Raw genomic sequence first — 18603 nt, 5'->3', positions numbered from 1 at the left:
GACGGTGTCCCGGCCCTCCGCCGTTCCGAGCGGTTCGTCGGAGCAGGTCAGTCGAGCGTGCGGCGCACGTCCGGCAGCAGGTCGTGCAGGCGCTCGGCCAGGCGGTCCTGTGCCTCGTGCAGCGAGCGGAAGTCGCCGACGTACTGCCCGTACGTGTCGGACACGAAGAAGTGCGCGCCCTGCTGGTCGATCACGCCACCGTAGTAGCCGCCGTAGTTCGCGGCCCAGAGCCCCGAGTCGGCCTCGGACCAGACGACGTGCGCCCGGGCCGGTGCATCGGGGGACACGACGCCGGCTGCGATGCCGGTGATGACCTCGATGGTCGCCGTGTCCACGGTCACCTCGGCCTGCTGGCTGTTGGCGACGCTGGTGCTCATGGTGGTGCTCCTCGTGCTGCTGTGGTGCTGGACGGTGCTGGTGGCGCTGATCGTGCTGGTGATGCTGGTGATGCTGGTGCTCCGGGTCTGGCTGGTGGTCCCGGCCGCGGTCAGTGCCGGATGGTCGTCGGGCACTACGCGATCGGGCGGATGACGGACGGCAGCATCACGTGGAGCTGGTCCGAGAGCTTCGTCTGGGCCTCGTCGAGGGTGGCGAAGTCGCCGACCACGAGTCCGAAGGTGTCCGAGGCGACGTAGCGGCCGTCGCGCTTGTCGACGCTGCCGCCGAAGTAGCCGCCGTAGTTGGCGACCCACTCGCCGTCGTCCTCCTGCGTCCAGGTGGTCTTGGCGCGTGCGGCGCGGCCCGAGTGCTCTGCCTCGGCCTCGAGGATCGCGATGACGTCGACCGTGTCGGTGTCGAGGGTGACCTCGCGGGTGTCGGTGGTGACCGTGGTGCTCATGTCGCTCTCCTTCGCGATCCGGGGTACATCTGCTGTTGGGTCAACCGTACGAGAACGTCCCCCGGCCCCGCCAGCGATGCCCGCCCTTTCACGGGTTCCGTGCATACGCGTCGGGGTACACCCCCGGATTTCCGGGCCAGGGGAACACGAGAACGGGGTACAGGGAGACGATCGGGGTACTCGTTTCGTGGATGAACTGGTTTCCACGGCTTCTCGAGGCACCCTCGCGTCCTGCCCGGCCGGGAGGCACGGCCCACTACCGTCGTTCCCGATGACCACCACGACCAGGACCACCATCGTGCGCAGCGGGATGCTGGCTGCGGTCGCGCTCGTGGGCCTGGTGCTCCTGGTGCCCGGTCTCGCCGACCGGGTGCGGTCCGCTCTGCTCCACGTCGTGGGCGCGCTGCGCGCGCTCGGACACGGCACCCTGACACTCGGTGACGGGTTCGTGACGGCGATCGCGGTGTCCCTGGTGACCGCCGTGCTGCCGGTGCTGCTGGCGGGGGCGAGCCGGGCCTCCCGGCCGGACGGGGTCCTCCGGCGCGCGCTGGTGAGCGCGGTCGTCGTGCTGGTGGCCGCCGCCGTCGTGGCGGCGCAGTCCGCGACGCCAGGTGGGCGCTTCCGGTCCGTCGTGCTCGCCGGCTTCGTCGGCGTGGCAATCGGGTCGCTCGCCGACGCGGCCTGGCACGTACGCCGCCGGGCCGCGCACGCGTCGGGGCGCACCAGGCGGGTGGCGTGGACACTCGCGGCCGCGTACGCGCTCGTCGTGGTGCTGGTGGCCACGGCGGGCTCCCCCGTCGACGGCGGCATCCACCCCTGGCTGGTGCGGGCGATCGCGGCGGGGCACCGGCTCGGAGCGCCGGGGTGGCTCGGGTACGACGCGGTCGAGTTCACGGCGAACGTGGTCTTCTTCGCGCCGTTCGGGTTCTTCGTGCTGCTGCTCTTCGGGGCGCGGGCGTGGTGGGTCGGCATGCTCGGCGGGTTCCTGGCGAGCTGCGCGATCGAGACGGTGCAGGCACTGTTCCTGCCGGCGCGGTTCGCGTCGGTGGACGACGTGCTGGCGAACACCTCGGGGGCGGTGCTCGGGGTGCTGGTGGGGATCGTGGTGCTCGGTCGTGCCCGCGTGAGTGCGGCTCAGGGACATCCGCGCGCCGCTGCATGAAGATCTGGAGACATTCGAACCACCCCGGCACACTGCGACCTACTGTCAGCACATGGACCCGAACCCGAATCGGAAGCAACCGCGCCCCTACCGGCGACCCTCGATGTTCCCCTGGTGGCTGTGGGTCGTCGCGCCGCTCGCCGTGATCGCCGTCGTGGCCATCGCGCTGATCGTCACCTGACCCGACCCGTCGCCCGCTGACGACGCAACGAGGCCCCCGGCACCGAAGTGCCGGGGGCCTCGTTCAGTCGAGCTGAGCTCAGGCGGCGTCGTGCTGACGACGGACCGACTTGCGGACGACCAGGAGGCCACCACCGAGGACGATGGCGCCGCCGGCAGCCCAGAGGCCGAGCGTCGAGATGGTGCCACCGGTGAAGGCGAGCTGGCCGGGGGTGCCGGAGTTGCCCGTCGAGCCGACGGTGCCCGCCGTGCCAGCCGGCGCGATGGTGAAGACCGCACGGCCGATGGTGGTGGACTGCACGCCCGTGGCGGTCAGGTTGTAGGTACCCGAGCCGCCGACCGGGAACGTGACGCGCACGTTCAGCGAGCCGTCGGCGTTCGCGGTGTAGTCGCGCGAGGTGGTCGTGACGGGGAGCGCACCGAGGGTGACGGTGCCGGCACCGGTGACCTGGACGCGGACGGTCTCGCCGCCGATGAAGGCACCCGGCGTGAAGGCGACGACAGCGGTGCCACCGGCGACGTAGTCACCCGAGACCGAGACGTCGGAGTCCGGCGTGTACCCGGCAGCGTTGGCGGCGGTCGGAACCGCGATGAAGGCTGCGCCCGCGAGGAGGGCAGCGGCGATGAGCTTCTTCATAGAAGTGTTTTCCCCTAGTGATCTGATCCGTCAGACCCTGACACCCAGAGCCCGTACACCGCTCGCAAGACCCGTGCTGCACACAGTTGCGATGGCGAAGTTCCCTCAATCTAGCGGGAATCCTCAGGTTGTTGCCACCGGATTGAAAAGTTTCGATAGATGTAACGCAACGAGGACAACGCGGTGGACGTCGACCAGGGGCCGCCGGAGCACGGTGGACCTCGCGATGAATGACGAGAAGCCCTGATCAGAGGGAGCTTTCTGCTCCTGCTCGAACGCTCGCGGGGCCCCTGGGCATGCACTGTGCAGTGATTCGGACGCACTCAGCCGCGCTTCGTGCCCCCTGTTCTGGGGACACGTCGGAGCGCGTCTTGCGGCGCAACACGACGAACGGTCCCCGCGATACAGGGGCGACGGGTCTACAGTTCGCGCTCAGCCCGCAGGGATCGGCTTCGTGCAGTCGAACCGGAGCGGCAGGGTCTTCGTCTGCTCGACCCCCGGGGTCGAGACGACCTCGGTACCGGCGTGCGCGTTCTTCGCTTCACCGAGGAAGGCGACCCGGAACGTCGCGCTCTCGCCCGGGGCCAGCACCGTCCGGAGCTGCGCGACCGGATGTCCGTCGTCGATCGCCGTCTGCACGCCGACCGCCTTGCCGTCCTGCGAGGCACCGAGGAAGATCGCGTCCTTCGGCGCGTAGACCGCGATGAGCGTCTTGATCATGCCGGGCTCGGTCCCGAACGAACCGCCACCGGTGACGTACTTCGGCAGGCTCGTTGCGGCATCAGCCGGCGCGGTGTTCGTGATCGTGACCTCCACCGCGGAGGTCGGCAGACCGTCCTGCCGGCAGACCGACGAACCGACCGAGACGGTCTTCTCGAGGTAGTAGTCCATCTTCGAGCCGGTGCCGTCGTTCAGGTAGACGCCGAACTGTCGAGTCTCCTCGTCCGCCGTCGGCAGGGCGCCGGAGACAGCCGTTCCGTCGATGAGCTGCTCCTCTGCCCCGTCGGCGCTCCAGAGACGGAGCCGCCCCTCCCCCGCGGAACGCGTCAGGGCCGCGACGAACTGCTTCGCATCGAAACCACCGCTCGAGACCTTCTCGAACACTGCGCTGGCCGCCGAAGCGAAGAACGCGTCCTGCATCTTCGGGTCGGAGTACTTTGCGTACGCGTCGCTCAGGAGGAGCTTGACGGCGTTGTCGGACGTAAGCGTGTCACCGGTCGCGAGCGGCACCGGGCCAGTCGCCTTGAGCAGGTACCCGAGCGTCACCGGATCGATCGCAATCACGCCGTCGACTTGTTGCCCCGTTTCGCGCTGCCACATCGCCTGCGCGAGCTTGCCGGAGACATCGAAGCGTGGAGTCAACGTGACGTTCTGCATGTACTGCCCGGTGATGTCGCCGTACAACCCCTTCGTGCCGTCGTCGAGCGGGAGGACCGGCTCGGGGTACGGGCCGAACGAAGAGCCCGATCGCTGGTCACCGAGGCCGGCGGAGCCATCGCTCACGTTGAGGAGCGCCACAGCACCGGGGATCCCACCGCCCGCACGGAGCTCGGCGTTGTTCTGGAAGAGCAGCAGGTACTGGCGGTCGCCGTCGGCACCGAGCATCGCCGGGGCGAGCTGCACAACGCGGTTGGCGGCGTCGACCTGACCGTGCACGGAAGTGAGGGCGTTCCGGAGCTGGTTCACCGCGGACGTCACCGGGGAGAGCGTGTTCGCCGTGTCGATCGCGTCGGCGTTCTTGACCGCCGTGTCGATCGTCGCGGTCGCCTTCGCGACCGGTGCTTGCGCCTGCACAAGGGGCTGCAGGTCGACCTTGCCGTTCTTCGGCGCGAACGAATCCGTACCGAGCTTGCCGACGACGCTCGCGACTGGGCTGACCGCGTCCTGCGACACATCGTCGACCACGCCAGCGATCTGACGGACGGCACGCAGATTGGTGCCGAAGAAGGGAACATGCTCGGACGCGCGCCAGATCGGGTCGCCGGTCAACGAGCGGGCCGCGCCGGCCTCGTCCTCCAGATGCGCCGCCGTGTTCTCCGCGCTCGCGGTGTCGCCGCCCGTCAGCTGGGTCCGAAGCGTCTGGACGTCGGCGACGGCGTTCTCCAAGTGGCCCTTCGCGAGCACACCACGCACCCCCACCCAAGCGACGGCGAGGATGACGAGCAAGACGATGGCCAAGACGATCCACAGCACGGTCCGGGCCCTGTTCCCCCGGCGTGAAGCAGTACGTCGCGACTCGGGCAGGTCGGACATGAGGGCAATCTTACGGTCCCTCATGTCCGCAGTCAGTCACTGACGGATCGAGTCAGCGTTCTCGTGGAACCAGTCGATCGTGCTACGCAGCCCGTCCTCGAGCCCGATCTGCGCTGTCCACCCCGCCTCGGCGAGCTTGGACACGTCGAGCAGCTTCTGCGGTGTGCCATCCGGCTTCGACGTGTCCCACACCGTCTCGCCCTCGAAGCCGACGACCTTCGCGATGGTCTCCGCGATCTCGCGGATGGTCACGTCGGAACCGGTCCCGACGTTGACCTGGTCCGGACCGTCGTAGTGCTCGATGAGGTGGAACACAGCAGCGGCCATGTCGTCGACGTGCAGGAACTCGCGCCGAGGCGTCCCCGTGCCCCAGTTCTCGACTCGATCGACACCGTTCTTCACTGCCTCGTCGTACCGACGGATGAGCGCCGGCAGGACGTGGGAGCCCTTCGGCGAAAAGTTGTCGCCTGGGCCGTAGAGGTTCGTGGGCATCGCGGAGATCCACGGGAGTCCGTGCTGTCGTCGGACCGCTTGCACCTGCAGGATGCCGGCGATCTTGGCGATGGCGTACGCGTCGTTCGTCGGTTCGAGGTGCCCGGTGAGCAGCGCATGCTCGTGGATCGGCTGATCGGCCATCTTCGGGTAGATGCAGGACGACCCGAGGAACACGAGGCGCTCGACACCGTGTTCGACCGCGGCGTCCATGACGTTGACCTGGATCTGCAGGTTCTCACTAAGGAAGTCGTGCGGGTAGGTGTTGTTCGCGAGGATGCCGCCGACCTTCGCGGCGGCGAGCACGACGTGCTTCGGACGTTCCCGCGCGAAGAAGTCGAACACCGCTCCGCGGTCCTTCAGATCGAGTTCCGCAGAGGTCCGACCGACGATGTCCGAGAACCCCTCGGCCTCGAACTTCCGCTGGACCGCGGACCCGACCAGGCCACGGTGACCGGCGATGTAGACACGGTCCGATCGGTCGAGCGGCCCCGGCTCGAAGGTGACGTCGGTCATCAGGACTCCCAGCTCGCGAGCTTGACGGTGTCGATCCACGGCCGGCCCTCGTGCTCGAGCGCTTCGATGTCGGCGTCGACCATGATACGAGCGAGCTCGGCGGTGTCGACGGTCGCCTCCCACCCGAGCTTCTCCTTGGCCTTCGAAGCGTCGCCGACGAGCGCGTCGACCTCGCTGGGGCGGAGGTAGCGCTCGTCGAACCGGACGTGCTCCTCCCAGTTCAGGCCGGCGTGCGAGAAGGCGGTCTCGAGGAAGTCGCGGACCGTGAAGTTCCCACCGGTGGCCAGCACGAAGTCGTCCGGCTCGTCGGCTTGCAGCATGCGCCACATGCCCTCGACGTACTCGGCCGCGTAGCCCCAGTCGCGCACGGAGTCGAGGTTGCCGAGGTACAGGTGGTCCTCGAGGCCGGCCTTTATCCGGGCCACAGCCCGGGTGATCTTCCTGGTCACGAAGGTCTCACCGCGTCGAGGCGACTCGTGGTTGAACAGGATGCCGTTCACCGCGTACATCCCGTAGGCCTCGCGGTAGTTGCGGGTCACCCAGTAGCTGTAGACCTTCGCGGCGCCGTAAGGCGAGCGCGGCCAGAACGGCGTCTCCTCGTTCTGCGGCGGCGGGGTCGCTCCGAACATCTCAGACGACGACGCCTGGTAGAAGCGCGTGTGTATGCCGGACATGCGGACAGCCTCGAGCATGCGCATCGAGCCGACTCCCGTCACGTCACCGGTGTGCTCCGGCTCGTCGAAGGACACGCGGACGTGCGACTGCGCCGCGAGGTTGTAGACCTCGTCAGGCTTCAGCTCGCCGAGCAGGCTCACGAGCCGAGCACCGTCACCGAGGTCGCCGTAGTGCAGGAAGAGCTTGGCGTCCGGGTTGTGCGGGTCGACGTAGAGGTGGTCGATCCGCGAGGTGTTGAAGGTCGACGCGCGACGGATCACGCCGTGCACCTCGTACCCCTTGCGGAGGAGCAGTTCGGCCAGGTACGACCCGTCCTGTCCGGTGATGCCCGTGATGAGTGCGCGCTTGGTCAAGCAGTCCCCGATTCCCTAGTCGCGGTTGAACGGCGGCCGTTCGCCAGCGTCTTCAACAGCTGAGCAAATGTATCGAATGAGGCCGCTGCCGTCAGACGCTCTGCCCGGAACCGTCGCCCGGCTTCCCCCATATCCCGGGCTCGCTGAGCGTCACCGGCAAGCGCCAGCGCAGCGTCGAGCAGAGCTTGGGGATCTCCGGCGGGCACGATCGGCCCGGCTCCCGCGAGGAGGACCTCGCTCTCGGTGACGCTGCCGGAATCGGTGGCGGCGATGACAGGCAGCCCCGTGCTGAAGTACGAGGTGAGCTTGCTCGGAACGGCCATCCCCGCCACACCAGCACGCTCGTTCACCAACAGTGCGTTCGCCGATGCCAGCGCATCGCGGAACTCATCATCGGGGAGCGATCCGATCATCTCCATGTTGGGAACTCCGGCAGCGAGTTCAGCGAGGGCCGACCGCTGGTTCCCGTCTCCGAGCAGGACGAAGCGCACCTTCGCACCGATCGCAGCGGCCAGACGTGCTGCTTCCACGACGTTCTCGAGCCCTTGCTTCACGCCCATGTTCCCGGCGTGCAGCACGACGAATTCCGACGGCCCCCAACCGAGAGCTGCGCGTGACGCGTCGCGATCGACCTGCCAGTCGTCGTCGAGGTGGGACCAGTTCCGGACGACCGCGACGGAGGCACGACGAACACCGAGTTCCTCGACGATGGTGTCGCGGAACCGCTCATGGATGACGACGACGGAGTCGGCAGAGCGCAGTGTCCATCTCTCGATCGCGGCGACGACCAGGCTCGAGAGGCTCGAACCCCCGCCACCGAGCTCTCGAAGGCCGAGGGTGTACAAGTCCTGCACCCACACCACCACCGGACGCCGCGTCACGAGACGCGCCTTCACCAACGCGACCGCGGACGAGATGAGCGCTGGTGACACCAGGACGACGACGTCTGGCCGCCCGAAGGGTGTCGAGACCGCCGCGACGCCGAAGGACAGTTCGGAAAGCGCACGGGCCATGCCACCGGGCTTCGCCGGGAGGCGATGACGACGTCTGACCACCATCACCCCGTCCTCGACAGAGGTTCGCGAACGCGGGATCGGCCCGTCAACGAAGCGCCATTGCGGGTAGTGCGGGAATCCGCTCAGCACCCGGACACGCCACGAACGAGAAGCGAGTTCCCTGGCCAACCCGCTGGTGTACGGGGCTATCCCCGTTGATTCGGGTCCGTAGTTGAGCCCGACGACCGTCACGGATCCAGCGCTCTGCACACGCGATGGTAACAGGTGCTCACTTTGCACCTGATTTGCCCAGCGGGCCGGGCTCGCCATCCGGCTGACGCTCCGAGTGGGCCCTCCGCACGCACCTGCTTACTATGTACACGAGGGACGCTCGGGTGGCTCGGCCGCTCGACATGCTGGCGCGGCGCCAGCGACCAAAGACAGGGGCCACTTATGAGAGCGGATGACACATCGGTCTTCCCTCCGATCGTGCGTCTACGTGATGCACCCGGCGATCGCCAGACCTGGGGGGTGTCGCGAGTCCGCGTCTATGCATGGAGCGTGGCCGAACTGCTGTTCGTCACGAATCCTTGGCAGATTAGCTCGCGACTGCGGGTCACGGTCCTCCGCCTCTTCGGAGCGCAGATCGGACCGGGAGTCATCTTCCGCCCGCGAACGCGTGTGCGGTTCCCTTGGAAGCTCGTCGTCGGTGCAGACACCTGGATCGGAGAGGGGGTCTGGATTCACAACCAAGATCAGGTCGTGATCGAGCACGACGTCGTCATCTCTCAGGAGAGCTTCTTGACCACCGGCAGCCACCGCCACAGGTCAGATATGGGCCTCGTGACACGACCGATCCTCATTGAGGCGGGCACATGGGTCACATCCAGATGCATGATCCTGGGAGGCGTCACGATCGGCAGGTCGTCGCTCATCGAGCCCATGACAGTCGTGCAGCAGAACGTGCCATGCAACACCGTGCTCGGTAGCGACCGTTCCGCGTACGTGACCCGCCCGCGCTTCCGTCAGCAGCAAGCATGAGCAAGCGGGCAGAGCGCGAAGACGGAGTTCTCCGAGTGGTCGCTCTCGGTAGCAGTACGGGTCGATACGGCGGACCGTTCGACACAGCCCGTGCTCAGATCGAATTGATGAGCGCAGTCTTCCCGTCGTCTGTCTTATTCGCACCTCACCTAACGGCCGACAGCTTCAAGGACACCGCAGGACGACGGTATCTGACAGCCTCTCCACCGGTCTCGATGATCGCTCGGCTGGGAACACCGTCGATCTTCTCGTTCCGCGCGGCCGGTAGCCTCCTTCGAGCCATCCACCGCGCCCGCGTCGTGCACATCAGTGTCGGCCGCGAGCCGCTCCCGATACTGGCGCTCCTCTTCGCGTTCGTCCTGCACAAGCCGGTGATCGCGCAGCCTCACGGAATGCTCACCTCCCGTTCGAGCGTCCCGCACCGCATCTTCGACCTCGCCCTCGGTCCGCTCATGAGGGGTGCGGACGTCATCCTTGCTCTCACCGGCAAAGAACGCGACGACCTGGAACGAAGGTTCAACATCCGTCCCGGCAGCATCGCTGTCCTCGGCAACCCACTCCTCCGAGGCGTGACCGCGCCGAACCCGGGCAACGCGCTACAGGCTCCCTCCACGCTTGAGGCGTTGTTCCTCGCAAGGCTCCATCCCCGAAAGAGAGTCGGGGTCTTCGCCGACGCGGCCGCCGCCGCTCTCGGACATGGCTGGCCAGAGCAGTACGCACTGATCGGGCCAGACCAGGGCGAATTGCAGGCCGCCCTCCACCGCGAGCTGACCAACCTGCGGTACGAGGGCACTCTCCCTGCATCGGACGTTCCGGACCGGCTCCGTCGAGCCGGAGTCTTCGTCCTGACGGCGGAGGCCGAACCCTGGGGCAATGTACTGGTCGCCGCCTTGTCTTCGGGTGTCCCCGTGGTGGTGTCCGAGTCGTCCGCTCTCGCCGGAAAGGTCCGCGACAACGGGGCGGGGATCGTCACTCCTGACGGCGATGCGGGCGCCGTCGCCGCGGCCGTCCATCAGATCCTTCACTCGCCGGACTACAAGAACTTCAGCGAAGCCGCGCTGCGGTTGAGTGACCGTGAATTTGGCGATGACGCCATTCGAAGATCACTCACGGACATCTACACAACTCGATCTCGGCTGTCTTCCTCGGAACGCCGGATGAGGACCAAGAGGTGAAAATCTCGACGCAGAGGCGTCGACGGAACAGGAATCGATCGCGCCTGACCGTGATGCTGTCCGTCCCGGAGATGACCTCCGAGACAAATCCCTACATCTCGATGTTGGCCGCCGGCCTACGACCGGTGACGGACCTTCTCCTGCTCGACCGGATCAAACTCGTCGGCCGCAAGGTCGACGTGCTTCATGTTCATTGGCCGGAGAGCTTGATCCGGGGTGGCAGTCGGCCGAAGAGGGTTGCGAAGTACTGCTTTGCAATTGTCTTCTTCCTGCTACCACGCCGACTCCGAGCGAAGATCGTCTGGACGCAGCACAATCGCGATCCGCATGAAAACGGCGGGGCTCTCGAACGCCTGTTCCTTCGCCTATTCCGCAGCCGCGTAGATCACGTTGTCTACATCAATGCGTCGCCCGAAAACGACCTCGACATTGCGTCGTCCACAATTCTTCACGGCGAGTACAAACAGGTCGAGGTACCGGAGGAGGCACTTGCAGCAGCGAAGCGATGTGATTTCCTCTTCTTCGGCCTTCTCCGACCGTACAAAGCGATCGAGCAACTCATCGGGGCTTTCAACCAGATGCCAGCGGAGTTCTCGCTCCGTTTGGTCGGCCAAGCGTCTACTGCGTACGCCGCACACCTCCGCGATGCAGCATCCTCCGGACCGGGCAACATCGATGTCGAACCACATTTCCTGTCCGAACCCGACCTGCAAGCTGCCATCCGAGCAACGCGATGGGTGGTGCTTCCGAACCCAGAGATGTACAACTCAGGAGCAGCCATCCTCGCGCTGAGCCTGGGGAAGCCACTCCTCGTACCGGTCACTCCCTCGAACAGAGCCTTGCAGGACGAATTCGGTGAGCAATGGGTGCGTCTGTTCACCCCTCCCCTCGACGCCGCTGATCTGCTCGAAGCCAGCATCCAGGATGTCCGCTCGGACCGTCCCTCGCTCCGGCGCCGATTCTGGCCGGAAGCGATCGCAGCGCACATCGCGGTTTACGAGTCCCTTGCTGGCACGTATCCCCCTCATCGACAAAGGGCTACAACAACGATGTCAAAGGAACGACCATGAGGGTCCTAGTACTCGGCGACATGAGTCTCGGACGGAATGCGAGGAGCGTCCGCGAAGGCTTTGCGCATGCAGGCTTCGATGTGAGGTCGGTCAGCACTGCGCGTGTCGTGCATGCTTCTAAGGGCAGCTCAAACTGGTGGTACAAGCGACGCCTCCAACAAGTCGCACCGGCCGAGCAACGTCGGTTCGACGCCGAGTTGACGAGCGCGACCACATCCTGGTCCCCAGATCTCACGCTCGCCATCAAGACGATTCATCACGACCAGACGCGCATCCTGGAACTTCCAGGAAGGAAGGCGCATCTGTCCTTCGATGACGTGAGCAATCCAGAGAACACCTCTCCTCGGTACCTGATGCACGAGTCGGAGTGGGACCTCATCGTCACCACCAAACGACATAACGTTCCCGAGCTGTATTCGAGGGGCGCGCGCGACGTCTTGTACATCTGGGGAGCTTTCGATCCTCGATATCGCCACAGGACGACCTCGTTCGAAAAGCGCCACTTCAAGGTCGGCTTCATCGGGGCGGCACGGCCGGATCGCGTCACCCTTCCGAGCGACCTCGCTACTCACGTGCGGGGAGACAGCATCGTCTACGGACCGAGGTGGCGTCGTTCGTACCCCTTAGGGAAGCGCGGCGTGTCCCTCAGGCCTTTGGCCCTACGTGAGAAGTACACAGCCGCGGCGAACTCGATGCAGATCGGATTGGTTCTCCTGAACTCCGACAATCGTGACGCCCACACGAACAGGACCTTCGAAACACCCGCGACCGGTCAGCTGCTCGTCGGTGAGCGTACCTCAGAGCACCTTGAACTCTTCGACGAAGGATCTGAAGCATTCTTCTTCGAGGATCGCGATGAGCTCTGGGATCTGATTCCGAAACTTGTCAGGGACCAGCGCACGAGTTCCGCCGTCGCCTCGAACGGCTGGCGGAAGATGATTGAAGGACCGTACACCTACGCCGATCGTGCACGAGAGATTGCGGCACACCTGGATGAATCATGACGCCTGAAATCACGACGTGGGCCTTGATCGCTTGTGAAGCGCTGATGTTGGTCGTGCAGCTTCGTATCGCCAGACATGTCAAGGGCCCGCTCAGTGTGATCCTCACCGGGCAAGCCGTGTTCTGGGGCCTCGCCTACGTGGCGCGACCGGCTTACCTCGTAATCGCGCGCCCAACGACCGCGGATGAGCTGGCGGACTCGCGGATGATGGGTGTTGGCTACGCCGAAGCGCTGATGCACGTACTGGCGCTGGTCTGCGCGGGTCAGCTCGTCTTCACGGTCGCGGTCGTCCTCGCTCTGACATTGCTCCCAAAGCATCGAGTCAACTTCACTCCTGTGACCGAGGGCGAGCCACGCGCACTGGTGTACGCCGCCTTCACCTTCTGGTGCGTCGGCTGGCTCTTCCGCCTGCCTCTCGCTGAGGACTTCGAGGCAGTGTCATCGATCGCGAGGTCGTTCGCACCGATCGGCGGGGGCATGCTGATCCTCCTGGTCCGTGACCGACGCAACAGCGCTCTCCCGCTCGTGTTGGTCCCGGTCCTTCTCGGGGAGGTCGTCACGGCTCTCGGCGAGGGTTCGAAGACCGCGTTGATCGTCCCGGCGCTGGCGCTCGTCCTTCGATGGAACCGGAGAGGTGTCCCGCACCTGAGGAGGCGGTTGCTGCTCCTCGGTTCCCTCGTGCTCATCGGCTTCCTCATCATTCAGCCGCTCAAGGGAATCGACACAGCGGAACGTGTCGAGGCGGTGAACCCCGGCCCCTTGGGCAAGATTCAGGCACAGTCAGTGGCCCTGATCGAGCGATTCGACGGCGTGAGCGCGGTGCAGGACGCGCTGGCACACGGACCCAACAACTGGCTGTCTGCTCCGGCTTTACTCTCTCGATCGGTCTCATACGTTGTCCCGGGAATGTCGGAGGATGTCGCTCTCGGTCAGAGATGGACACGCGAGGTGCGCACCTCGTCGATCCCGCACCAGTATCAGGATGTCTCGTTGGCCGCCGGCTCTACGGCTGAGGGGTATGCTCTCGGCGGCTGGCCCGGAGTGTTCGTTGAGAACGGGTTGATGGGTATCGCCACAGTTCTTTTGGGGATCGGACTAGCGTCGCGTCGTCCGTACTCGCTCCTCATAGCGTGTGTGTTCGTCTTCTCGACCACTCTCTTTGAACTTGGTGCGCTCGGCATGCTCCAACGGGTCAACCGGATCATTCTGCTCTCCGCAGTGCTCCTCCTCATCCTTCCGTTCACTCGGTCCTTCGACAGGTTCTTCCGCGAAAAGGCATCGGTCCGCGCAAGCGACGCGGGCGACACTGCCGATCAAGAGTCGACCAGGGAGCGAATCAGTGGCTGACAGCAGTGGCGTATTCATCATCGGCGCACATCAGAGTCACAATCCGAGCATGCACCGCTACACACAACTGCTCGCTCGCTCCTACGAGGCGCTCGGCTACCGACCGGAGATCGTGAGGCCCCCGTCGATCCTGAGCAAACGCGCTCCTCGCCGTCTACAGAAATGGGTCGGCTACGTAGAGAAGTATCTGCTCTTCCCGTTTCGTCTCCGGCGGCTCGACCGCGAAGGGATCATCCACGTCGCGGACCACAGCGACAGCCCGTACCTCACCTTCCTGAGGTCAACGGAGAGGGCGATCGTCACATGCCATGACCTCATCGCCGTCCGTGCCGCTGTAGGCGAGTTGCCCGAGCATCAGACGCGTGGTAGCGGGAGGATCCTCCAGAGATGGATCCTGTCATCTCTTGCACGAGCCGGCACGATCGTTTCGGTCAGTCGCGCAACCGCCAGCGATCTCGAGCGCCTGACGGGGAGAACAGGCGACCCCGTGCTGCCGAATCCCCTGGACGATCGATTCCTCGAGCACAGCGTCGACCGGGAGGACCGGACTCAAGCCCTGATCGTTTCGACCGTGGGTTGGCGGAAGCGCCGAGATCTTGCTATCAGGACTTGGTGCGAACTCAATCGACAATTGACGCAACAACTCGATCTCGTCATCATTGGACCGTCGTTGACACCGGAGGAACAGCTCATAATCCGGGCAAACGGTCATCCTTCGAGTCAAGTCCGTACTGTGCAGAACGTTCCGGACGCGACGCTCCTCGAGGAATACCGATCCTCGCGTCTTCTCATCCAGACCTCAAAGTACGAGGGGTTCTGTTGGCCGATCCTCGAGGCCAACAGCCAGGGCGTCGTGGCACTCTGCGCAGACGAGCCCATCCTGCGGGAGACAGGGGAGGGCAACGTGTTCTTCGACCCGACTGCAACCGGTACGGACTTCGACGCCGCGATCCGTGCCGCCGACGATCGGACGCGTGCGGGACGGCTTCAGGAGCGGGCAAGAGAGTTTTCGGAGGAGCGTTTCCGAGACGGCCTGTCGCAGATCGTCAGAACTGCGTGACCGGACCGTGCGCTGGTCGCGGAACAGCCAGGTTCAAGCTCGCCACAGGTCTACTGGGAAAGCCCCCATCAGCGCAGCAGGGTCGAACACCGGCGGGTCGTTGAGTTCAGCGTTGACCGCTTCATCAATGCTTCCGGCCACTTGGAACGACTGACGCCCAGTTCCGCCGTAGTAGTCCTCGTACTTGAACATGTCCTCGTGCTTGGGAGCGATCAATATCGCTGGCACCCCGAACGCTTCCGCAATGATGACGCCGTGAAGCGACGACCCGACCACCAGCTCACTACGCCTGATGCGATCGATGCAATCTTCCAACGAGGACCGGGGATCGAGCGTCACCGGACCGTGGCTCTCGCGGTCGTTCAGGTTTGGAACATGCGTCAGCGCGATGTCGCGCTCTTGCGGTCGGCCATCGTGATCGGCCTGCATCAGGTGAGGGATCAGCAGTGCCGGATCGCCGTAAATTGGCGGGCAGGGCACTCCAAGCGATAACAAGCGCTCGCGCGTCCGAGGCCCTCGAACGGCCCGAACATCCAGGGTTTGGACTCTGCCCAGCGCATGCAACATCTTGCCGTTCACGCCGGCTCCCCATATGACATCCTTCCCCCGCGCCAGATGGATGACGGAACCTATCGCTACCAGACGTCGGCGCCTGGGAAAGACAGGTCGAGCGAGATCAAGGCGTGCAACCATGCGCCGCACTACGAGCGGGCCGAGTAAGTCACCGAAGTTCTGCACCCGGCGCCCGTACCTCACACGGCGTCCCGCGATTCCTGGACCTGCCTTTTCCCGCGGGTTCCAGAACAAGACTGGAACCCCCGTGACGTTCTCAATCATGACCCGCTGAGCCTTCCCCTGGACTTCATCAAAGACACAACCTGCGCCAAACCGCGCACATCCCTCCGGAATCCGGGCCAGGAGAAGTACGCCATACATGCCATCGCGAGTACTGCGACGAGGCCGATACCCGTGACACCGACAGGAGCGGAGCTGAGGTCGTATTGTCGGATCGCCCAGGAGGCGCCGTAGCTCGCTACGCCGTACACCAGGACCGGACGCGCCGCGTTGATGAACATCTGGATTCCAGGCGCCTCTGCGACGCGCGACACCCACGCGAGGCCAGCCACCCAAGCCAGCGCGGTCCCTGCGGCCACCCCAACAGCAGTCCCTGCCGCCCCGTAGAAACTCCCGACGACGATGGCTGCAATGAAGAAGGGCCGAGTCGCGAGCGAGAAGCGGAGATTGGAACCGGTCAGCCCCCTCGCCAGGAAGACCCAGTAGGAGGCGTATCCCGCAACCTGCGCTATCCCAGCGAATGTCAGGATTTGGAAGATCGGGATGACGCCTTCCCACCCAGGGCCGAGCACCAAGGGGATCAGCGAATCTGCGAAGGCGCCCGCGAACATCAAGGCGAAGACCACGACGTGGACGACAACGGCTTGTCCCCGCAACAGGAATTCATCGAATCGTTTGGCGTCGTGTTGCAGTCGCGACAGCACCGGTAATGCGACGCGCGTGGCGGGTGCGCTGATCTGCCGTAGCGGCAACATGAACAGCTGGAAAGCTCGATTGTACTGCCCGAGGACCGTCGGCCCGGCCATGACGCCCAACAGGACCGAATCAAGATTGCTGGTGAGGTACACCATAAGTTGCGCGGCACTCAGATTCCCGCCGTACCGGTAGAAGCGACGAAGCGGCACCGCCTTACGAGGACGACCAGGCAACCATCGCGCGAAACCAACCACAACTAGAAGCCCCACGACCGCCACGCTCGTCTGTTGCACCACGATGGCCCAGTAGGTCGGTGACAAGATCGCGTAGACAACCGCCGCCGCGAGCCCCACTGCAGCTGCCAACACGTCCGCCGTCGCGACCCGTCCAAATTGTAACGATCTCATCAAGCTGGCTCGGTATTGGCTGGCCATACCGTTGACGAGAAAGGTGCCTGAAAGCGCAATCGTCACCGCGACGATCGATTGGTCGCCATACAGAGCCGCGAGGAGCGGAGCGCATAAACAGCACAGTCCGGTGAGCAGAGCACCCAGGCCGGTGTTCGTCCAAAAGAGCTGATCTCGTTCAGCTTTGCTGAGTGAGGCCGCCTGCACCGCGGCGGAAGACAGGCCGAAGTCGCGCACGACGTCGGCGATACCGATCACCGCCGTGACCATCGCGACGATGCCGTAGTCCCTGGGGTCGAGGAATCGGGCCAGCACGACGACGGAGAGCAGCTGCAGGGCGATGCGGATGACCTGCCCGAGCATGGTACTTCCGGCACCACGAGCCGCCTGGCCACCAAGAGACGGGGACGCGGCATCCCTGGCGGTCATCAGTAGGCCCCCTGCGAGCGCACTACAGCGCGCGCAGTCCGCCAGAGGATCACCAGGTCCCCGACGATGGCCCAGTTCTCCACGTAGTAGAGGTCCAACCGCACCGAGTCCTCCCACGACAGGTCCGACCGTCCGCTGACCTGCCACAGCCCCGTCATCCCCGGCTTCACGAGGAAGCGCCGATGGACGTGGGAGTCGTACCGCTCGACCTCGCTGGCGAGCGGCGGGCGAGGCCCGACGAGCGACATGTTGCCGAGCAGCACGTTGAACAGCTGCGGCACCTCGTCCAGGCTGTACCGCCGCATGAACGCACCGACACGGGTGACGCGGGGGTCGTTCTTCATCTTGAAGAGGACGGTGTTGCCCTCTGCTCGGTCGAGCGCGCTGAGTTCCTGCAGGCGGGCCTCGGCGTCGACCACCATGGAGCGGAACTTGATCATGTGGAAGGTCCCACCGTTGAGCCCGACACGTTCCTGGCGGAAGAAGACCGGCCCTGGAGAGCCGGCCTTCACCAGGATCGCGAGCAGGATCAGGACCGGGGAGAGCACGATGATGAGCAGCGCCGAGCCGACCAGGTCGAAGGCACGCTTCGTGTAGAGCTTCCGGCCGGAGTAGGTCGGTGTCTCGACGTGGATGAGGGGCAGACCCTGCACCGGGCGGGTGTGGATGCGGGGACCACCGATGTCCGTCAGGCTCGGTGCGACCACCAGGTGCTGCCGGCCGGGCTCGAGCGACCAGCTGAGCTGCCGCACGCGCTCCGGCGGCAGGTCGTCGGAGCTGGTGATGACGACCGTGTCGGCGCCGGTGGCCGCGAGGGCCTCGGCGACGTCGTCGATGCCACCGTGGCTCTCGATGGTGGAGCCGGGCAGCACGCCCCTCGTGCCGCTGGCCACGGCAGCGCCGACCACGCGGTAGCCGGCCTCCGGTGAGCGTGCGAGCTCGCGGCCGATGTGCAGGACGCTCGCGGTCGAGCCGACGAGCAGCACCCTGGCGGAGTACCCGCCGTGCTTCCGCTCGGCCACGAGCCACTGGCGCCACATCCAGCGGGACAGCAGCAGGACGAGGATGCCGACGGGGAACGCGATGAGGACGTACCCACGGGCCAGGTCGACGCGGAGCAGGTACGCCGCGATGGCGATGAAACCGAAGACGCGCACGCTGGCGTCGGCGACCAGGCGGTACTCCGTGCTGCCCACACCGATGACGCGCGGCCCTCGGGTGTCGTAGACGGCCAGGCCGGTCATCCACACGGCGATGACGACGATCGAGATCGCGAAGTAGCTCAAGCGCAGGTCGGCGGTGTTGGTCGTGAGGTTCGAGCTGAAGCCGAGCCAGGCGATCTGCACGCCGAAGACGACCCAGATCAGGGCGAGCAGGTCGGTGACCAGCACGCGGCGCGAGTACCGACGGCTCCACTCCAGCGTGCTCGCCGGAGTGGTCGCGGCGCGCTCGCCCTGCACGGTCACCAGGACCTCCGGC

Annotated in this window: 19 protein-coding genes; 9 read left to right on the top strand and 10 right to left on the bottom strand. The window is 65.4% G+C overall.

All coding sequences use genetic code 11. From position 1 onward, the window contains the following. Positions 1-47: 47 nt before the first annotated feature. Positions 48-377: a hypothetical protein gene (locus ACIPEQ_RS05310; RefSeq protein ID WP_209822958.1), complete on the bottom strand. Its 330-nt coding sequence runs from the start codon at positions 375-377 to the stop codon at positions 48-50. Between ACIPEQ_RS05310 and ACIPEQ_RS05305 the strand changes: the two genes are divergently transcribed. Then, positions 376-531 (top strand): hypothetical protein, encoded by a 156-nt coding sequence (locus ACIPEQ_RS05305; RefSeq protein WP_402714367.1) that lies wholly within the window; start codon positions 376-378, stop codon positions 529-531. The two genes, ACIPEQ_RS05310 and ACIPEQ_RS05305, sit on opposite strands and share 2 nt — an antisense overlap. Here ACIPEQ_RS05305 and ACIPEQ_RS05300 read toward each other — a convergent pair. Then, positions 512-838, bottom strand: coding sequence for a hypothetical protein (locus ACIPEQ_RS05300; protein ID WP_402714366.1), 327 nt, complete (start codon positions 836-838; stop codon positions 512-514). The two genes, ACIPEQ_RS05305 and ACIPEQ_RS05300, sit on opposite strands and share 20 nt — an antisense overlap. 271 nt (positions 839-1109) lie before the next feature. Between ACIPEQ_RS05300 and ACIPEQ_RS05295 the strand changes: the two genes are divergently transcribed. After that, positions 1110-2000, top strand: coding sequence for a VanZ family protein (locus ACIPEQ_RS05295; protein ID WP_402714365.1), 891 nt, complete (start codon positions 1110-1112; stop codon positions 1998-2000). Positions 2001-2052: 52 nt separating this feature from the next. Then, on the top strand, positions 2053-2181 hold the full coding sequence (locus ACIPEQ_RS05290) for a hypothetical protein (RefSeq protein ID WP_284445394.1): 129 nt from the start codon (positions 2053-2055) through the stop codon (positions 2179-2181). Between the two features lie 78 nt (positions 2182-2259). On the opposite strand, the gene ACIPEQ_RS05285 is transcribed toward ACIPEQ_RS05290, so the two are convergent. The 5 genes from ACIPEQ_RS05285 to ACIPEQ_RS05265 all read right to left on the bottom strand — a co-directional run bounded on the left by ACIPEQ_RS05285 (position 2260) and on the right by ACIPEQ_RS05265 (position 8431). Beyond that, entirely contained in the window at positions 2260-2817 is a 558-nt protein-coding gene (locus ACIPEQ_RS05285; protein ID WP_250366765.1) for a sortase, read from the bottom strand. A 432-nt stretch (positions 2818-3249) separates the two neighbouring features. Continuing rightward, the gene (locus tag ACIPEQ_RS05280; RefSeq protein ID WP_402714364.1) at positions 3250-4995 is read right to left on the bottom strand and encodes a DUF4012 domain-containing protein; all 1746 of its coding nucleotides are present in this window, start codon (positions 4993-4995) and stop codon (positions 3250-3252) included. 111 nt (positions 4996-5106) lie between these two features. After that, positions 5107-6078 carry a GDP-L-fucose synthase family protein gene (locus ACIPEQ_RS05275; protein ID WP_402714363.1) on the bottom strand — a complete coding sequence of 324 codons (972 nt, stop codon included), beginning with the start codon at positions 6076-6078 and terminating at the stop codon, positions 5107-5109. Then, positions 6078-7106, bottom strand: a complete 1029-nt coding sequence (gmd, locus tag ACIPEQ_RS05270) for a GDP-mannose 4,6-dehydratase (RefSeq protein ID WP_402714362.1) — start codon at positions 7104-7106, stop codon at positions 6078-6080. The genes ACIPEQ_RS05275 and gmd overlap by 1 nt, the downstream gene beginning before the upstream one ends. Beyond that, a complete protein-coding gene (locus ACIPEQ_RS05265) occupies positions 7103-8431 on the bottom strand; it encodes a glycosyltransferase family 4 protein (RefSeq protein WP_402714361.1) in 1329 nt (442 codons plus the stop codon). Before ACIPEQ_RS05265 ends, gmd begins: the two co-directional genes overlap by 4 nt. A 231-nt stretch (positions 8432-8662) precedes the next feature. Here ACIPEQ_RS05265 and ACIPEQ_RS05260 point away from each other — a divergent pair, with 231 nt between their 5' ends. The 6 genes from ACIPEQ_RS05260 (at position 8663) to ACIPEQ_RS05235 (ending at position 14797) form a co-directional block, all read left to right on the top strand. Next, positions 8663-9142, top strand: coding sequence for an acetyltransferase (locus ACIPEQ_RS05260; protein WP_402714360.1), 480 nt, complete (start codon positions 8663-8665; stop codon positions 9140-9142). After that, entirely contained in the window at positions 9139-10317 is a 1179-nt protein-coding gene (locus tag ACIPEQ_RS05255; RefSeq protein WP_402714359.1) for a glycosyltransferase family 4 protein, read from the top strand. Before ACIPEQ_RS05260 ends, ACIPEQ_RS05255 begins: the two co-directional genes overlap by 4 nt. A 71-nt stretch (positions 10318-10388) precedes the next feature. Continuing rightward, positions 10389-11387 carry a hypothetical protein gene (locus ACIPEQ_RS05250; RefSeq protein WP_402714358.1) on the top strand — a complete coding sequence of 333 codons (999 nt, stop codon included), beginning with the start codon at positions 10389-10391 and terminating at the stop codon, positions 11385-11387. Beyond that, positions 11384-12391 (top strand): glycosyltransferase, encoded by a 1008-nt coding sequence (locus ACIPEQ_RS05245; protein WP_402714357.1) that lies wholly within the window; start codon positions 11384-11386, stop codon positions 12389-12391. The genes ACIPEQ_RS05250 and ACIPEQ_RS05245 overlap by 4 nt, the downstream gene beginning before the upstream one ends. After that, positions 12388-13737, top strand: a complete 1350-nt coding sequence (locus ACIPEQ_RS05240) for a hypothetical protein (protein WP_402714356.1) — start codon at positions 12388-12390, stop codon at positions 13735-13737. The genes ACIPEQ_RS05245 and ACIPEQ_RS05240 overlap by 4 nt, the downstream gene beginning before the upstream one ends. Positions 13738-13786: 49 nt before the next feature. Next, complete coding sequence (locus ACIPEQ_RS05235; RefSeq protein ID WP_402714355.1) at positions 13787-14797, top strand: glycosyltransferase; 1011 nt, start codon at positions 13787-13789, stop codon at positions 14795-14797. Between the two features lie 33 nt (positions 14798-14830). Here the strand turns inward: ACIPEQ_RS05235 and ACIPEQ_RS05230 are convergent, their stop codons facing one another. From ACIPEQ_RS05230 to ACIPEQ_RS05220, 3 genes are all read right to left on the bottom strand, one after another. Then, positions 14831-15490 carry a polysaccharide pyruvyl transferase family protein gene (locus ACIPEQ_RS05230; RefSeq protein WP_402714806.1) on the bottom strand — a complete coding sequence of 220 codons (660 nt, stop codon included), beginning with the start codon at positions 15488-15490 and terminating at the stop codon, positions 14831-14833. 140 nt (positions 15491-15630) lie between these two features. Continuing rightward, entirely contained in the window at positions 15631-17124 is a 1494-nt protein-coding gene (locus ACIPEQ_RS05225) for a lipopolysaccharide biosynthesis protein (protein WP_402714354.1), read from the bottom strand. Then, a complete protein-coding gene (locus ACIPEQ_RS05220; protein WP_402714353.1) occupies positions 17124-18590 on the bottom strand; it encodes a sugar transferase in 1467 nt (488 codons plus the stop codon). Before ACIPEQ_RS05220 ends, ACIPEQ_RS05225 begins: the two co-directional genes overlap by 1 nt. Positions 18591-18603: the final 13 nt, after the last annotated feature.

This window comes from Curtobacterium sp. NPDC087080 (assembly GCF_044745105.1).
GTDB lineage: Bacteria > Actinomycetota > Actinomycetes > Actinomycetales > Microbacteriaceae > Curtobacterium.
Note: the sequence above shows the minus strand (reverse complement) of the source record. Positions and strands in the feature narration are given on the sequence as shown.

What these genes read in the sequence shown, in the direction of transcription:
- ACIPEQ_RS05240 (WP_402714356.1), top strand. Translation starts at nt 12,388, where the DNA reads ATGACGCCTGAAATCACGACGTGGGCCTTGATCGCTTGTGAAGCGCTG.
- ACIPEQ_RS05230 (WP_402714806.1), bottom strand. Translation starts at nt 15,490, where the DNA reads ATGGTTGCACGCCTTGATCTCGCTCGACCTGTCTTTCCCAGGCGCCGA.
- ACIPEQ_RS05285 (WP_250366765.1), bottom strand. Translation starts at nt 2,817, where the DNA reads ATGAAGAAGCTCATCGCCGCTGCCCTCCTCGCGGGCGCAGCCTTCATC.
- ACIPEQ_RS05305 (WP_402714367.1), top strand. Translation starts at nt 376, where the DNA reads ATGGTGGTGCTCCTCGTGCTGCTGTGGTGCTGGACGGTGCTGGTGGCG.
- ACIPEQ_RS05275 (WP_402714363.1), bottom strand. Translation starts at nt 6,078, where the DNA reads ATGACCGACGTCACCTTCGAGCCGGGGCCGCTCGACCGATCGGACCGT.
- ACIPEQ_RS05255 (WP_402714359.1), top strand. Translation starts at nt 9,139, where the DNA reads ATGAGCAAGCGGGCAGAGCGCGAAGACGGAGTTCTCCGAGTGGTCGCT.
- ACIPEQ_RS05250 (WP_402714358.1), top strand. Translation starts at nt 10,389, where the DNA reads ATGACCTCCGAGACAAATCCCTACATCTCGATGTTGGCCGCCGGCCTA.
- ACIPEQ_RS05265 (WP_402714361.1), bottom strand. Translation starts at nt 8,431, where the DNA reads ATGGCGAGCCCGGCCCGCTGGGCAAATCAGGTGCAAAGTGAGCACCTG.
- ACIPEQ_RS05300 (WP_402714366.1), bottom strand. Translation starts at nt 838, where the DNA reads ATGAGCACCACGGTCACCACCGACACCCGCGAGGTCACCCTCGACACC.
- ACIPEQ_RS05290 (WP_284445394.1), top strand. Translation starts at nt 2,053, where the DNA reads ATGGACCCGAACCCGAATCGGAAGCAACCGCGCCCCTACCGGCGACCC.
- ACIPEQ_RS05245 (WP_402714357.1), top strand. Translation starts at nt 11,384, where the DNA reads ATGAGGGTCCTAGTACTCGGCGACATGAGTCTCGGACGGAATGCGAGG.
- ACIPEQ_RS05235 (WP_402714355.1), top strand. Translation starts at nt 13,787, where the DNA reads ATGCACCGCTACACACAACTGCTCGCTCGCTCCTACGAGGCGCTCGGC.
- ACIPEQ_RS05295 (WP_402714365.1), top strand. Translation starts at nt 1,110, where the DNA reads ATGACCACCACGACCAGGACCACCATCGTGCGCAGCGGGATGCTGGCT.
- ACIPEQ_RS05310 (WP_209822958.1), bottom strand. Translation starts at nt 377, where the DNA reads ATGAGCACCAGCGTCGCCAACAGCCAGCAGGCCGAGGTGACCGTGGAC.
- ACIPEQ_RS05225 (WP_402714354.1), bottom strand. Translation starts at nt 17,124, where the DNA reads ATGACCGCCAGGGATGCCGCGTCCCCGTCTCTTGGTGGCCAGGCGGCT.